The 15981-nt window shown below is 68.5% G+C and carries 10 protein-coding genes, 1 tRNA gene and 1 other RNA gene; 7 read left to right on the forward strand and 5 right to left on the reverse strand.

The features are described from left to right. Positions 1 to 2 precede the first annotated feature (2 nt). Positions 3 to 1775 carry a tyrosine-type recombinase/integrase gene (locus tag LHJ74_RS07975; RefSeq protein ID WP_260216878.1) on the forward strand — a complete coding sequence of 591 codons (1773 nt, stop codon included), beginning with the start codon at positions 3 to 5 and terminating at the stop codon, positions 1773 to 1775. Positions 1776 to 1869: 94 nt separating this feature from the next. On the opposite strand, the gene LHJ74_RS07980 is transcribed toward LHJ74_RS07975, so the two are convergent. The 4 genes from LHJ74_RS07980 to LHJ74_RS07995 form a co-directional block, all read right to left on the reverse strand. After that, positions 1870 to 4947, reverse strand: a complete 3078-nt coding sequence (locus LHJ74_RS07980; RefSeq protein WP_260216885.1) for a type I restriction endonuclease subunit R — start codon at positions 4945 to 4947, stop codon at positions 1870 to 1872. Positions 4948 to 4950: 3 nt separating this feature from the next. Next, positions 4951 to 6249, reverse strand: coding sequence for a restriction endonuclease subunit S domain-containing protein (locus LHJ74_RS07985; RefSeq protein WP_260216887.1), 1299 nt, complete (start codon positions 6247 to 6249; stop codon positions 4951 to 4953). Continuing rightward, complete coding sequence (locus LHJ74_RS07990) at positions 6242 to 7816, reverse strand: type I restriction-modification system subunit M (RefSeq protein ID WP_260216890.1); 1575 nt, start codon at positions 7814 to 7816, stop codon at positions 6242 to 6244. The genes LHJ74_RS07985 and LHJ74_RS07990 overlap by 8 nt, the downstream gene beginning before the upstream one ends. A 379-nt stretch (positions 7817 to 8195) precedes the next feature. After that, positions 8196 to 8280: transfer RNA gene (locus tag LHJ74_RS07995), tRNA-Ser, on the reverse strand. Between the two features lie 72 nt (positions 8281 to 8352). Between LHJ74_RS07995 and ffs the strand changes: the two genes are divergently transcribed. From ffs to LHJ74_RS08020, 5 genes are all read left to right on the forward strand, one after another. Continuing rightward, an RNA gene (ffs, locus tag LHJ74_RS08000) (signal recognition particle sRNA small type) lies at positions 8353 to 8451 on the forward strand. 86 nt (positions 8452 to 8537) lie between these two features. Next, positions 8538 to 11018, forward strand: a complete 2481-nt coding sequence (locus tag LHJ74_RS08005) for a DNA polymerase III subunit gamma and tau (protein WP_260216892.1) — start codon at positions 8538 to 8540, stop codon at positions 11016 to 11018. Positions 11019 to 11275: 257 nt separating this feature from the next. Beyond that, entirely contained in the window at positions 11276 to 11602 is a 327-nt protein-coding gene (locus LHJ74_RS08010) for a YbaB/EbfC family nucleoid-associated protein (RefSeq protein WP_260216894.1), read from the forward strand. A gap of 109 nt (positions 11603 to 11711) precedes the next feature. Then, complete coding sequence (gene recR, locus LHJ74_RS08015) at positions 11712 to 12311, forward strand: recombination mediator RecR (protein WP_260216895.1); 600 nt, start codon at positions 11712 to 11714, stop codon at positions 12309 to 12311. Beyond that, positions 12304 to 12972 carry a DUF5063 domain-containing protein gene (locus LHJ74_RS08020; RefSeq protein WP_260216897.1) on the forward strand — a complete coding sequence of 223 codons (669 nt, stop codon included), beginning with the start codon at positions 12304 to 12306 and terminating at the stop codon, positions 12970 to 12972. The genes recR and LHJ74_RS08020 overlap by 8 nt, the downstream gene beginning before the upstream one ends. A gap of 7 nt (positions 12973 to 12979) precedes the next feature. Here the strand turns inward: LHJ74_RS08020 and LHJ74_RS08025 are convergent, their stop codons facing one another. Next, positions 12980 to 14560: an ROK family protein gene (locus LHJ74_RS08025; RefSeq protein ID WP_260216898.1), complete on the reverse strand. Its 1581-nt coding sequence runs from the start codon at positions 14558 to 14560 to the stop codon at positions 12980 to 12982. A 42-nt stretch (positions 14561 to 14602) separates the two neighbouring features. On the opposite strand from LHJ74_RS08025, the gene LHJ74_RS08030 reads away from it, so the two are divergent. Further along, positions 14603 to 15958, forward strand: coding sequence for an MFS transporter (locus tag LHJ74_RS08030; RefSeq protein ID WP_260216899.1), 1356 nt, complete (start codon positions 14603 to 14605; stop codon positions 15956 to 15958). Positions 15959 to 15981: the final 23 nt, after the last annotated feature.

The following is a 15981-nucleotide window of genomic DNA, read 5'->3' on the forward strand; positions in this document are numbered from 1 at the left end:
ACATGGCGCAGTCCCGAAGCCCCCGCAAGTCCCGCCAGCCCAATGGCGCCTCGTCCATCTACCTTGGCAAGGACGGGCGCTGGCACGGTCGCGTCACCGTCGGCGTCAAGGACGACGGCACCCCGGACCGTCGGCACATCAGCCGCAAGACACGAGCCGAGGCCACCAAGGTCGTACGCGAACTGGAAAAGCAGCGCGACTCCACCGGCGTGCGTAAGGCCGGCCAGACCTGGACGGTCAAGACCTGGCTGATCCACTGGGTGGAGAACATCGCCGCACCGAGTGTCTCGGAGAACACCATCGACGGCTACCGCGTCGCGGTCTACCACCACCTCATACCCGGCCTCGGCGCGCACCGTCTGGAGAAGCTGGAGCCCGAGCACCTGGAGCGCTTCTACCGCAGGATGCAGGCCAGCGGCAGCGCCGCCGGCACTGCCCACCAGGCTCACCGCACGATCCGCACGGCTCTCAACGAGGCCGTGCGTCGCCGCCACCTCACCACGAATCCGGCCTCCGTCGCCAAGGCCCCGAGGGTCGAAGAGGAGGAGGTGGAACCGTACTCCCTAGAGGAGGTCCAGCGGCTCCTCGCCGAGGCGGCGACGGTGCGCAACCCCGCGCGATGGGTCATCGCGCTCGCGCTCGGCCTGCGTCAGGGCGAGGTCCTCGGCCTGCAGTGGGAGGACGTCGACTTCGAGGCGGGCGTGATCCTCGTACGCCGAGGCCGCCTGCGGCCCCGCTACCAGCACGGATGCGGCGACAAGTGCGGACGCAAACCCGGCTACTGCCCGCAGAAGATCAACATCCGGCGCGAGACGAAGGACACCAAAACGAGCGCGGGCAAGCGCGCAATCGGTGTGCCCGAGGAGCTGATGGCGCTTCTGCGGCTCCATAAGGAGCAGCAGGGCCGCGAGCGCGTCCTCGCCCGTGACCTGTGGGTGGAGAAGCGGTATGTGTTCACTTCGCCGACGGGTGAACCGCTCAACCCGAACACCGACTTCCACCGGTGGAAGGACTTGCTTAAGGCGGCGGGCGTCCGCGACGGGCGGCTACACGACGCGCGACACACCGCCGCGACCGTCCTGCTCATCCTTGGCGTCCCGGAAGCCGTGGTCGACCGCATCATGGGCTGGGAACCCGGTAAGTCCGCCCGTATGCGCCGCCGCTACCAGCACCTCACCGGCCAGGTACTCCAGCAGACGGCGGCGAAGGTGGGCGGCCTGCTGTGGGGCAAGCCAGACACCTCAGGGCTGATGACAGGAACCGAACCCACGCCGACCCAGCGTTCCGAACCAATCGACGGGCCGGTTCACGTAGCCCACCTGTCCGGTCGACTCGTCGCGTTCCGGCACATCGAGCACGCCCAGGCCGTGGTCTCCCAGTGGGGCGCTGATCACCCCGACAAGCCCGCGTGTGTGGAGGAGTGGGACCGGTCACGGTGGGAGCACGAGCGACCTGATGGCATCCGGGTTATCCGTGACCGGATTCCCGACCGCCGGTTCGTCCATCACGCCCACGCCGTGTTCCTGCCCGGTGGCGAACGACTCAACATCGGCGCCCCTGAGCAATGGTCCGTGTTGGCCTGGGAGTTCGAGGCCGATCTGTACACGGACTTGCCGGTCCGGTGGCACACCACACGGCGCCCCGGCCAGGAGGTCGAGGCCCAGATTCGCGGCACGGACCAGGACGCTGTCGTCGCTGCGTTCCGTGAGGCTTGTGCACAGGCTGTGGACCGGGCGAGGAATCCGGAAGGATATGGAGACATCGACAGCTCCTGACCCATCATCAACTGCGTTCCAGGGCCCAACTCAGGGCTCGATTAGCGCTACGGAGCCCGGCAACCGCCAGAGGTTGCCGGGCTCAGCGCGCACATCAGTCGACGAGATAGTGGGCTTCGACGTAGGCGACGGTGGAGCCGTAGGGCTCCCCCACCGGCTTCAACATGTACCGGCGGAAGACTGCGGCGGTGGCGCGACGGACGCCGCGGTTGCGGGCCTCGGCGTTGTCCCACGACTGGGCGAGGGTTCGCTTGACCACCTGGTCGATCTCCTCGGCCAGGTTCTGCTCCGTGACGGTGAGGCCAGGCGGAGCGTGGTCGTGGATGATCCGCGACAGGACACCCACGTGATCGTCGTCCAGTACGACGGCTTCCTCGGGGTGCTTCTCGGCGTTGACGATGGCACGGGCGACCCGGAGCGCTTCGGCCAGGAACTCCAGGGCGTCCTGGGCGTTCTGGATGATCCGGTCCCGCAGCTGCCTGATCCGCTCAGCCAGGGCGGTGTACTTCGCAGACCCCGGTTCGACGCCTTTCTCAAGGGCAGCCTTGATCTGGTCCAAGATCTCCGACGCAGAGGGCGGCCTCTTGTCCTCGCCGTCGTCCTTGCCGGGCTTGGGGTGGACGAGAGCCAGCAGTTCCTTGAGGATCGTGATGCCCTGGGCATCCAGGACGAGGGCTTCTTCCTGGGAGGCGGCCACAGAGAAGGAGTGGACGTGGGCGTTGATTATCTCCAGGACCATCGGCCCCAGCTCGCCCAGCCGCTCCTTCCTCTCCTCGTCGGAAGACTTCTTGAACAGGGTCGTGTACGCAGACCCGAAGAGCCCGAACCCGTTCTGGTACTTGTCGACCCGCTTGTCCGTGTTGATGAGTGGGTACAGGCGGGCCAGAAGCCGGTAGTCCTTGCTGAAGACCTCAGCGGCGTCCGGGTCGGCGTCCAGGAAGCCGTTGATGGCACGTACGGACTCATACCCGTGCGCTGTGAGGTCGAGGCCATCCACGTCAGCGAGGAGGTCTTCGATGCGGGCGAAGGTGGTGCGGAACTCGGCGACCAGGTCGGTCAGATCGGTGACGAACCCGCCGCCCTTGCCAGCGGATCCCTCCGAGGTGGGGTCGACGACGGCACGCTGGACCTCTTCGGCCAGGCTGATGTAGTCCACGACCACGCCGGTGGTCTTCACGAATCCTTCCGGGGACACCCAGGTGCGATTCGGACGGGTGATCGTCTGGAACAGGTTGTGCGCCTTCATCGGCTTGTCCAGGTAGAGGACGCCCTCGTTGGGAGCGTCGAACCCAGTCATCAGCTTGGCCGTCACAACCAGGAAGCACAGTGGGTCATCGGGAGTGAGGAATCGCCGCTTCTGGTCCTCCTCGTCAACCTCGGAGAGCCGGTAGGGCCGCATGGCCGCTTCCTCGGTCTTGGCGTCCGAGACATGGATGTTCACCTCTGCGGTGATCCGATCGTGCTTGCCGACTTCGGCGAGTACCTGCGACGCCTCGAAGCCGGTCAGCAGCTCGTTGATCTTGTCCGTATACTTCACGGCCAGCTCACGGTTGTAGGCGACGACCTGGGCCTTGAGGCCGTTGCGATAGGTGCCGGCCAGGTAGTGGTCCACGATGTCCTGGCAGACAGTGTCGATGCGCTCGGGGTTGGCAAACACCGAGGTGAGGCGCCCGAACTTGCGGGACAAGGTTTCACGGTCGGGATCGTCAAGGTCGAATTCGTCGGCGAACTGGTCGAACTCGGCTTGTAGGGCTCGGTCGTTCATCTCGAAGGTGATCGGGTGCGGGTCCAGCATGACCGGGACGGTTGCCTCGTCCTGCAGAGACCGGGACACCGAATACCGGTGCAGCACTCTGTTCGGGTCGGTCTCTTCGCCGAAGAGGGTGAAGGTGTTGGTGGCGAGATTCCTGACGGGTGTGCCGGTCATGCCGAAGAACTTCGCGTGCGGCAGTGCCGCACGCATCTGCCCGGCCAGGGACTCTTCCTCGGACGACTGGGTGCGGTGTGCCTCGTCGACCAGCAAGATGATGTTGCGGCGGCTCGACAGGTTCTTTCCGGCATCGGCGAACTTGTGGACAGTCGTGGAGATGACGCCGCGCACGTCGTCGGCCAGCAGGGAACGCAACTCCTTGCTGCTGGAGGGCTGGTGGAAGTAGGCGTCGCCCATCGCGGAGGTGAATACCCCGGAGGTTTGCCGCACAAGCTGGGTTCGGTCCGAGAGCAAGATGATGGTGGGCGACTCGGTACGGGTGTCAGCCAGTAGCAGCGAAGCAGCGAACACCATCAGCAGCGTCTTCCCGCTGCCTTGGTGGTGCCAGACCAGACCTTTCTTGCCGTCGGCCAGGACTCGCTTGTGGATCAGATGGGCGGCCTCCATCTGTGGGTAGCGGGGCAGGTACTTCTTGTCCGCCCCGCCTCCAGAGGTGTCGAAGAGGGTGAAGTTTGCGAGCATGTCCAAGACCGTGGCCGGGTTGAGCAGCAGCTCGACGGAGCGCTGCACATCCGCCTGCCCTGACAGGTTCTCGTCGTCGTCAGTGGATCGGAACGGTTGCCAAAGGTTGAGGGGCGCACCAGCAGCACCGAACCGCAGCTTCAGCCCGTCGGAGGCGACAGCGAAGACATTGGGGGTGAAGAACCACGGGTATTCGGTGGCGTACACGTCGTTGATCTCGCGTGCGGCGTCGGCCCACCCTGACTTGGCGGTCGGTGACTTCACCTCAACCACGACGAGGGGCAGGCCATTGGCCCAGTACACGAGATCGAACCGGCGGGGAGCCTTGCCGGGGACGGTTATGGTTACCTCGTCCGACACGACCAGGGTGTTGGTGGTCGGGTGCTCGAAATCGATGACCTTCAAGGCGTGCCACACGCCGTCGGCGCTGCGGAACTCCTTGTGCCCGCGCAATAGTTCCAGCACCTGTTCGTTGGCTCGCACCAGCCCACCGTCAACGGCGTTGACCGTGGCGATGATCTCCTCGACCACGGCGTCCATGTCCAACCCGTCGATCACCTCAGGGTTGAGCCGGACGATGGCGTCCCGCAGCTGGCCGGCGAGCACCGTTTGTGTCGTCTCACGCAGCAGCGACCTGCCCGCTTTGTAGCCCCAGCTCATAGGGAGGGACCACTGGACCATCAGGTTCTGGAACTCGCGCTCCCGAATACCCTTCGCCACGGCTCAGACCTCCAACTCGGCGGACTTGATGTCGATGGTGCGGTCCAGCAGCCCCGATAGCAGCCCCGCCCGCGCACAACGGAGACGGTCTGCTTCGGCCCGGGTCGCGGTGACGAGGTTGCTCATTGAGTCGAGCTCTGAAGCGATTCGCTCCTGGTCTGTGACGACTGGAAGGCGCACTGGCATCCGAACGGCACGCATGGCGGTGATGTGTTTGATGTTGGTGCCTCCCGCGATGTCGAGGAACGTGCCCGACTCGTAGGCCCAGAGGCACCAGTGGTTCACGAACGCCGGGACGCTGACACCTTCGATGGCTCGATACCGCATGAGTGTCTTCTGGAAGCAGATCGGTTCCGGCAGCTCTCCACGCCACATCACCGGCATGCCAACTGCGGAATGGCTTGCGCTACCTTCAGACACGAGTACATCACCGGGCACGAGGCCAAACACCTCGCGTTCCTTCGGTTCGAAGTTCATTTCCAACACATCGGCTAGGTCGAGCGTCTCGTACCCCACGTTGGCGGAACGCAAGTACGGCGTCATGTAGGGCCCCGACGCGTACTTCGGTGCGCGCTGTCGTCCCATCGTGATCTCGAACGCTTTGTCAGCACGAACTGCCGGAGCGCCCGTGCCGTTGACCAGTTCGGCGCGAAGTCGTCGCAGCGCCACTTGCACCGCCTCGGCCTCGGTGTCGAGTGCGGTGATCTGGTCGTCGACCGCACCGATCACCTCGACGATGCGCTCTTGCATGGACGCGGGCGGCAGCGTGACGGTGGCGGCGTAGAACTCCCCCAGGCGTACGTTCAGCGCGCCGTGGGCACGGGCTCCCTCTCGGAGCATGCCAGCGAGGGAACCGAAAAATTGGTCTGAGTTGAGGGCAAGTTCCAAATACTCGGGAAGTGCAGCCCCACTCTTGGCTTCGAACACGAAGTACAGCGGGGAGACAATGCCCGGCACGTCACTGAGGTTGCGAGCGACTGTGCCGTAGGCGGCCGACTTCGACCTGCTCTTGTTGTAGACGAACTGCCCCGGACTGACAATGTAGTAGCCCGAGGTGTCGTTGCTGGCGACCTTCTTCGTGAAGAACGAATCCTGTGCAATCAGCCCGTGTTCGGCGGAGACGGTCAGGACGTTCTGGTTGGTCCCGTCACCATTCTTCTTCGTAACGCGCGTGACGACTTCCGACAACGATACCTGCCGCCACTCACTCGTCGAAGCCCGCGCAGTCTGTGGTGGAACGGCTGCCTCGGGGCGTACACGAGTCTGCAGGTCGCCGAGGGGGAGCTGCTGCCAGTTACTCACCGAAGCCCTCGATCCCTGCTGTGGAGAGAACGGCGAGCATGTGTTGCTCGGCCTTCTGACGCTCGGCTCTGGCGATGTTGTAGGCGTTGGCCAGGGCACCGAGGTCTTCCTGGTCGGCGGCGGCGTATTTGATGTAGCGGCCGATGTTGAGGTCGTACCCGTTCGCCACGATATCCGTGGTGAGGACAAACCGCGCCGCAAGACCGCCCTCGCCGTTAGGTTCCACCGGGTTACCGGCGGCGTCGAAGCCCGAGTGGTAGGCGGTTACCGTGTCTGCGATGTTGGCGTTGGTGAGGATGTTGCGGTTCTTGGCCTTGGTGAAGCGTTTCGAGGCATCGATGAACAGAACGCCGCCTTGCCGCTCCTTGGCCTTGGTGCCAGGCGCACGGAGCACCAGGATCGCAGTGGGGATGGAAGTCGAGTAGAAGAGGTTTGCAGGCAGGCCAATGATCGCTTCGAGTAGGTCGTTGTCCAGGACGCGCTGACGGATGGCTGCTTCCTGACCGCCTCGGAAGAGGACACCGTGGGGCAGGACGACGCCGGCGCGGCCCTTCTTTGGATGCATCGACGCGATCATGTGCTGTACAAACGCCCAGTCAGCTGACGACTGCGGCGCGACTCCGCCGATGGCACGAGGGTCCTTAGCCCAAGGCTTCCATTTCAGACTATAGGGCGGGTTGGCGACGATCACGTCGAACTGCTTGACGGAGCCGTCCGGCTTCTTGAAGCGCGGGTCCCTCAGGGTGTCGCCGACCTCGACCTTGAACTCGGTCAGGTTATGCATGAAGAGGTTCATGCGGGCCACACCTGAGGTGTCCAGTACCGCTTCTTGCCCGTTCAGGCTGAGTGTGTACCCCCGCCCGCCGTGGGCCTTCAGAAGGTTCGCGGCGGCAATGAGCATGCCGCCTGACCCGCAGGTCGGGTCGTACACCGACTCGTGGTTCTTGGGGGCCAATAGCTCGATGATCAGCTCGACGACCTCGCGCGGGGTGAAGAACTGGCCGGCGCGGGTACCGGATCCGTCGGAGAAGCGCTTCAGCAGGTACTCGTACGCTCCACCGAGCACGTCGTGGGACATGTTGCCCTCGTGCATCTTGGGGGTGCGGTCCATCGCACGCATGACTGACGCCAGCACCTCCCCTGGCAGCACCGCTTCGGACGTCCAGGTCATGGACCCGAACAGACGGGAGAACTTGTCAGGGTTAGCCGACTCGATGGCCTGGAGTGAAGCGCGAACCCGCTGGCCCAGGCCGTGCTGGGCGACGGTGGCGAGGATGGACGACCAAGAGGCGCGACGTTCTTGGACGGTGCCGATGTGGATGAACGGGATCTCGAACGACTGGTGGTCGCGGTACTCAATCTCGCGAGCTTCCTCCGGGGAGAGGCCGTCCAGGCCCTCATACTGGGCCAGGAACTCCTGGTGGTTGTGCTCCCAGGTATCCGACAGGTACTTCCAGAACATCAGGGGGAAGACAACCGAGGAGTACTGCGCTTCGGGCATCGCCACGCGCAGCTCGTCGGCGGCATCCCACAACCGGTTCTCGATCTCCTGCTGGGTCACTGCCATCAGTCGGGGGTGTCCTTGCTCGTGTCCGGGTGGCGATCTTGAGGCCGTGGGGTTTCCGCTGGGCATCCTATTTCGTCCCTCTGACAGCGAGGCTGCGGTCGGCCTCTTCTGCTGGCTGGTTCAAGGAGCCGACTCGGGCTCGCGCGGTCGCTCACGTTGCCGCGGAACCACATGTTGGTTGCCCAGGAGGACCTTGGTCTCGATGCGGTCGACGATCACGTCCTGGTGACCTGATCGTTGGCAGAGAGCAGCTGAAGCCTGTTCGTAGCAGTCCACGGCTGTCCGCCCCGCGCAACTGAGACCAAAACTGAGACCAGACACGACGAAGGCCCCGGCCGCTGGGCGGTCGGGGCCTTCGTGACAGCCCGGTGAGGCTGGGCGGAGGATAGGGGATTCGAACCCCTGAGGAGTTGCCCCCAACACGCTTTCCAAGCGTGCGCCCTAGGCCACTAGGCGAATCCTCCGCCGCAAACTGTACAAGACCGCGGAGGGTGCTAGCGAACTCGATACCTGGTCGCGACATCAGGTACGGTGGGCACAGCCCCTCACGTGGCGCTAACTCTCTGAACTCCCCCAGGGCCGGAAGGCAGCAAGGGTAGGTGAGCTCTGGCGGGTGCGTGGGGGGCGTTGACGTTTCCGGGCCCTTGTGTGTGGGGGTGTGCGGTGGCCTTCGGGTCGCGGGCGGCTCCGGATGTCAGTGGCGGCCTATATCGTCGTGTGTGTGTCGTCCCTCGCCCTGTACCGCCGCTACCGCCCGGAGACCTTCGCGGAGGTCATCGGGCAGGAACATGTCACCGACCCGTTGCAGCAGGCCCTGCGCAACAACCGGGTCAACCACGCCTATCTCTTCAGCGGGCCGCGCGGCTGTGGAAAGACGACGAGCGCGCGCATCCTGGCCCGCTGTCTGAACTGCGAGCAGGGGCCCACCCCCACGCCCTGCGGCGAGTGCCAGTCGTGCCGTGACCTGGCGCGGGGCGGGCCGGGCTCGATCGACGTGATCGAGATCGACGCCGCTTCGCACGGAGGCGTGGACGACGCGCGTGAGCTGCGCGAGAAGGCGTTCTTCGGCCCGGCCTCCAGCCGGTACAAGATCTACGTCATCGACGAGGCGCACATGGTGAGTCCGCAGGGCTTCAACGCCCTGCTGAAGGTCGTCGAAGAGCCGCCGGAGCATCTGAAGTTCATCTTCGCGACGACCGAGCCGGAGAAGGTGATCGGCACGATCCGTTCGCGTACGCACCACTATCCGTTCCGGCTGGTGCCGCCGGGGACGCTGCGCGACTACCTGGCCCAGGTGTGTGAGCGCGAGGCGATCCCGGTCGACGAGGCGGTGCTGCCCCTGGCCGTACGGGCCGGGGCGGGCTCCGTGCGCGACTCGATGTCCGTGATGGACCAGCTGCTGGCCGGTGCCACCGAGGACGGCGTGACGTACCAGATGGCGACGGCACTGCTCGGTTACACGGACAGCGCCCTGCTCGACTCCGTCGTGGACGCCTTCGCGGCGGGCGACGGGGCGGCGGCCTTCGAGATCGTCGACCGGGTGATCGAGGGCGGGCATGAGCCGCGCCGCTTTGTTGCCGATCTGCTGGAGCGCCTCCGCGACCTGGTGATTCTCGCCGCCGTGCCGGACGCGACGGAGAAGGGCCTGATCGACGCGCCTGCGGACGTGGTCGAGCGGATGCTCGCCCAGGCGTCGGTGTTCGGGGCTGCGGAGCTGAGCCGCGCGGCGGACCTGGTCAACACCGGTCTGACGGAGATGCGGGGCGCCACCTCGCCCAGGCTTCAGCTGGAGCTGATCTGCGCGCGGGTGCTGTTGCCTGCGGCGTACGCCGACGAGCGGTCGGTGCAGGCCCGGCTGGACCGCCTGGAGCGGGACGGCGTCAGAGTTGGAAGCGTCGGGGCCGGGGCCGGGGCCGGGGCCGGGGCCGGGGTGGCGGGAGCCGTGGGCTCGGCTCCTGGGATGGTGCCTGGGGCGCCGGAGCCCCAGGCACAAGCACCAGCCCAAGCACAGACACCTCGGGCACCTGCTCCGGCGCCGCCCCCGGAGCAGTCACCTGGCGGGGGTGTCGGTCAGGAGATGTCCGGTGGGCCGGGGCAGCCCGGCGACGTGCCGGTGCCCGCCCCTGCCGAAGAGCAGCGGCGTCCGGGCGCATGGCCCGGCGCCAGCCCCGGTGCCGGTGCCGTAGCCGGGGGAGAGGCGAGTGGGGCGGGTGCCCGTCGGCCGGGTGCGTGGCCGGGTGCCGCACGTGAGGCCGCCGACCCGCCGCCCGCCGCCACCGGGCCGGGCGGGGCCGTGTCGCAGCGGCCGGACGTGCCGGAGCAGCTGGCGCAGCAGTCGGTGGAGCCGCCGGGGCCGGTGGCAGCAGGGGCCGCTGCCCCGGGTGGCGGTGGTCAGGACAGCGCGCAGGGCGCGGCCCAGGTGCGGCAGATGTGGCCCCAGATCCTGGAGGCGGTCAAGAACCGCCGCCGTTTCACCTGGATTCTGCTCAGCCAGAACGCCCAGGTCATGGGCTTCGACGGGACGACCCTCCAGGTCGGATTCTCCAACGCGGGCGCGCGGGACAGCTTCGCCAACAGCGGCAGCGAAGAGGTGCTGCGTCAGGCCCTCGGTGATGCGCTTCAGGTGCAGTGGAAGGTCGAGGCGATAGTCGATCCGTCGGGCGGCACCGGTCACGGTCAGTCCGAGTCGGGCCGGGGAGGCGGCGGCGCGCCCGGTGGTGGCGGCTTCGGCGGCGCACCTGCTCCACCACCCTCGCCCGGCGGCGGCTTCGGTGGCGGTGGTGGCGGCGGCGGTGGCTTCGGTGCGGGAGGTGGCGCTACCGGTTCCGGTGGCGGTGCAGGCTTCAGTGGCGGCCCGGGGGCCGGACCGGGTGCGGGGCCCGGTGGGGATACCGGTGCGGGCGAAGCCGTGGCGCGGCCGGCGGCCTCACCGCCGTCCCAGGGGCCGGGCACGTCCGCCGGTGGCGCATCCGGTGCGCGCCAGGCGCTGGCCTCCGCACAGACGGCCGGTGCCACGGCCGCCGCCTCTTCGGGGGCGGCGTCGGCATCGTCCTCGTCCTCTGTCCCGGCACCCGCCGTGCCGTTCGAGGACGACATGCCCGCCGAGGATGACCCGGATCTGGACGAGACCGCGCTGTCCGGCCACGATCTGATCGTCCGGGAGCTCGGGGCGACGCTGGTGGAGGAGTTCCTGCACGACTAGTTCCTGCACGAGTAGTTCGTGCGGGAGCCGTTCCGGCGCGTGTGTTTCCGGCACGGCTTGGGTCTTCCGGCGCGGCTTGGGTTTTTCGGGACGGGCCGCGCCTGTGAGTGCCCCGCCCAGGGCTTCCGCCGGGGCGAGCGGCGGAAACACCCCGGAACAGGCCACAGCGGCAGGTGACCACGTAGGCTCAGGCCCAGCACATCCGTCGTCGACGAGCCAGGAGCCAAGTCGTGATTCCCGGTGGTGGCCAGCCTGACATGCAGCAGTTGCTGCAGCAGGCCCAGAAGATGCAGCAGGACCTCGCCGCGGCGCAGCAGGAGCTCGCCGAGACGCCCGTCGAGGGGACCGCGGGCGGTGGCCTGGTGAAGGCGACCGTGACCGGATCGGGAGAGCTCCAGGGTCTGCTGATCGACCCGCGGGCGCTGGATCCGGAGGCGGCTTCTCCGGAGGAGACGGCGGAGACCCTCGCGGATCTCGTCGTCGCCGCGGTGCGGGACGCGACGAATGCTGCCCAGGAGCTCCAGCAGCAGAAGCTCGGCCCGCTTGCGCAGGGTCTCGGCGGCATGCCGGGGCTGCCTTTCTAGCGGTACTGCCAGCAGTACCGCTGGCAGCGCGGACGTTCCGCCGATTACGGTACGGAGACCGGAGACCGGGTGCAGGTGAGCGCAGGATCTAGGGAAGCGAGCAGGATCCGTGTATGAAGGCGTGGTCCAGGACCTCATCGACGAGTTGGGCAGGCTGCCCGGCGTCGGTCCGAAGAGCGCGCAGCGGATCGCCTTCCACATCCTCCAGGCCGAGCCCGCGGACGTACGCAGGCTCGTGCACGCGCTCGCCGAGGTGAAGGAGAAGGTCCGGTTCTGTTCCGTGTGCGGCAATGTCGCGCAGGAGGAGCAGTGCCGGGTCTGTGCCGATCCGCGTCGCGACCCGTCGGTGATCTGTGTGGTCGAGGAGTCGAAGGACGTCGTCGCCGTCGAGCGGACTCGCGAGTTCCGCGGGCGTTATCACGTGCTGGGCGGCGCGATCAGTCCGATCGAAGGCGTCGGCCCCGACGATCTGCGCATACGAGAGTTGTTGTCGCGGCTGGCGGACGGTTCGGTGACGGAGCTGATCCTCGCCACCGACCCCAATCTGGAGGGGGAAGCCACGGCGACGTATCTCGCCCGGCTGGTCTCCGCCATGGGCCTGAAGGTCACCCGCCTGGCCAGCGGTCTCCCTGTCGGGGGAGATTTGGAATACGCCGACGAGGTCACGCTTGGGCGGGCCTTCGAGGGGAGGCGAACGCTGGATGTCTGATGCCACGCTGAACTCGATCAAGGATGACCCGGACGACTTCGCCGTCCAGATCTGCGACCAGGTGCAGAGCTTCCTGGTCTCGGTCTCGGAGGTCGCCAAGGGCGACGATCCCGACAGCGCCGTTCCGTATCTTCTGCTGGAGCTTTCCCAGCTCCTGCTGGCCGGGGGCCGACTGGGCGCGCACGAGGACATCGTGCCCGACGAGCGCTACGAGCCGGATGTCGGTCCCGAGCCCGACGTGGACGAGCTGCGGCTGCGGCTGGCCTCGCTGCTGGAGCCGATCGACGTCTACTCGGAGGTCTTCGACCCCTACCAGCCGCGCAGCGCACCCGTCGCCTGCCGCATCTCCGATGACCTCGCCGATGTGGTCACCGACCTGCGGCACGGCATGGCCCACTACCGGGCCGGGCGGGTGAGCGAGGGCCTGTGGTGGTGGCAGTTCTCGTACCTGTCGAACTGGGGGCCGACGGCCTCCGCCGCGCTCCGCGCGCTGCAGTCGCTGGTGGCGCACGTACGGCTGGACACGCCGCTCGACGAGCTGGACGGGCTGGACACGGACAGCAATGCGACCAGTGACGACGGCGAACTGGAGGCCGAGGCCGGCGCGGTGATGGCGGCGGAGATCGCCGCTCCGCTGGGGATCAAGCCGGGCGACGCGTAGGGCCGTGTCAGGCAGGGCGAACCCTGCCTGACGCGGCACTGGCTCCGGGCGGCGTGTCCGTGCGCTGCGGCACGTCCGCGGCTTCGGGCGCGCCGGGCGCCTCCGGTGCGAGGCGTACGGTTCCCGCGTCCCGTGCCGTGCGCCAGGCCGCGAGGCCCTCGGGGCTGAGGAACGCGTCGAACACCGATTCCATCGCGCCCGTCAGCGGCCCGTGGCGTCCGAGGGATGACGCGGCGATGCGTACGGGCCGTGGCCGGTCGCGCCGGAAGGCCATCAGGCTGTCCGTGCAGGCGGCGTGGAGGGTGTCGCGGGCGAGTGCGTGCAGTTCGACGCCCAGGCCGGAGAGGGTGACGGCTTCCGGGTCGAGGCCGTTGATCAGCGCGCCGATGCCGGTGCCCAGTGCGCGCGCGTTCGCGGTGACGGCTGTGGTGGCCGTGGCGTGACCCGTGCCCGCAGCGTCTGGGCTCGCGGCGTCTGGGCTCGCGGCGTCTGGGCCCGCAGCGTCTGTGGCCGCCGCCTCCGTGGCTGCGTCCCGCGTCGCCGCCGCGCGGCCCGCCTCCGCGAGGATGCGTTCCGCCGCGTCCCAGCCGCGCCCGCCGCCCGCCGCCAGGCCCATGTGCCGCAGCAGCGCGTTTCCGCCGACGTCAAGGCCCCAGCAGCCGGTGGCCCCGCATCGGCACGGTTCCTGGTTGCCCGTCAGCGGCAGGTGCCCGAACTCGCCTGTTGTGCCCGAGTCGCCGTGCAGCAGCTTGCCGTCGACGAGGAGCGCGCCGCCCAGGTCGAACGCGATATGCAGGTGCAGGCCCACCCGCACCCCCTGCAGCCCGCCGCGCCGGGCCTCGGCCAGGCCCGCAAGCCGGGCGTCGTTCCCGATGTGCAGCGGGACGGCAGCAGGGGCCTGTCCGGTGGATCTTCTCGAGCCCGTGTCGCCCGGCACCGCGGCCCGCCGCGTTGTCTCAGGCGCCCGAGTACGCCCGGTACGAGGGCGGGCCTCCGCTTGCGAGGCGTCCCCTGCCTGCGGCGTAGAGATCCCCGGACCGGATCCCCCCTGGGCCTGGCGGCCCGGGAGGTTCATCCGCGCGGCGACGTCGATGTCGCGCCAGCCCAGATGGGCGATGTCCAGGAGGGTCCCGTCCCGTACCGGGCCCGCGACCGACATGCCCACGCCGACGACACGCGGGCCGAGCCGTTCGAGCCGCTCCCGTACGGCGGCGGCCAGCGGCAGCAGGGCACCGTCCGGGGTGCCGTCGTGTGGCTGGTTCTCCACCACCGCCGCCCGGCCGCCCAGTTCGCAGACGGCCAGTTCCCAGGAGTCCTCGCGCAGATCCACCGCCAGTGCGACCGGGCCGTGCGGATGCGGGCCCGGCACCTGGGTGGGGCGGCCGCGGGTGTGCGCCGTGGCGGGGGCCTCACCCAGCAGCTCATCTGCACCGAGCCCGGCGACCAGTACCGAGGCGGTGCCTCGGGTGAGCGCGAGATCCCTGGTGAGCTGTGATCTCGTGCGCGTCGCGCCGCAGTCGTGCACGGCGCGGAGCAGCCGTACGCGGTTGTGTTCGCGCAGATCGCCGCTGGTTCTGGCGCTGTCCATAACGCCATTGTGGCAGCAGTGGGAGGCGCTTATGCTCGCGACGTGAACATAATTAACCGGTCCGCGGCTCCCGATCCTGTCGCGCGACGGGCCCGCTTCGCCGTCTTCGCGTTCTTCCTCCTGAACGGCTTCGTGATGGGCGTATGGGCCACCGGCCTGCCCGCGCTGAACGACCGGCTCGACCTCGGGCCCGCCCGGCTGGGCTCGGTGCTTCTGCTCGTGGCGGGCGGCGCACTGCTTTCCATGCTCGCGGCGGGCCATCTCATCGACCTGCTGTCGAGCACCCGCATGTGCCGGGTCGCCGGGCCCGCCTCGGCGATCCTCCTGCTCGGGCCCGCGCTGGCGGACTCGTACGGCTGGCTTGCGGTGCTCGCCGTGGTGTTCGGACTGGGCGTGGGGGCCGTGGAGGTCTCCATGAACACGCACTCGGTCGAGGTCGAGCGCCGCTACGGGCGGCCGATCGTCTCGGCGTTCCACGGGGTGTGGAGCCTGGGGGGAGCGGCGGCCGGCGGACTGACGGCCGGAGGGCTGCGGCTCGGAGTCGACGGGCCGGCGCTGTTGGTGGGGGCGGCGGTGCTGGTGCCGTTCGCATTCATGGTGGCGGCGCGCGGGCTGCTGCCCGCGCCGGGCTCGGGCGCCGCGCCGGGCTCGGGCGCCGGGGCTGGCTCGGGCGCGCCGGGCGCAGGAGCGGAGCCTGCCGAGGTACCGACCGCCGAGGTGCCGCGTGCCGAGGAGGGGCCCGCCGGGGCAGGCCCGGCCGACCGCCCCGCACCCGCCTTCTCGCTCCGCTGGGGTCTGGTCGCGCTGCTCGGTGTCGCCGCCTTCGCGGGCCACCTGAGCGAGGGCGCCGCCATGGACTGGGCCGCCGTGCATGCCCGCTGGGTGCTGGACGTCGACCCCGCCGCCGCACCCCTCGCCTACACGATCTTCTCGGTGGCGATGACCACCGTACGGCTGCTGGGTGATCCGCTGCGCGCCTACTTCGGGCCCGTACGTACCATCCAGCTCGCCGGACTCCACGCAACTGCCGGTTATGTGCTCATCCTGGCGGCGCCGCTGGCGGACGGTGCGCTGAGCGTCGTGTGCGCGTGGTCGGGCTGGGGGCTGGCCGGAGTCGGGCTGGCCACGGTGGTGCCGGTCGTCTTCAGCGCCGTCGGTGCCACCGGAAGCGCGATGGGGCGGGCCCTGTCACTGATCACCGCGTTCGGTTACACCGGACTGCTGCTCGGCCCGGCGGTCCTCGGCTTCGTCGCCGAGCACTCCTCGCTGCCGGTCGCGTTGGTGATCCCGACGGTGATGGCCTCCGTGGTCACCCTGGTCGGGGCCCCCGCGATCCGCCGGCTCACCGCCCAGAACAACCGGATCGCGGCCGCGGAGGTGCGGGCCGGGCAGGCGTAGTGCGGACCGGCCGGTACCACCAC

This window comes from Streptomyces gossypii, assembly GCF_025165795.1.
GTDB classification, from domain to species: domain Bacteria; phylum Actinomycetota; class Actinomycetes; order Streptomycetales; family Streptomycetaceae; genus Streptomyces; species Streptomyces gossypii.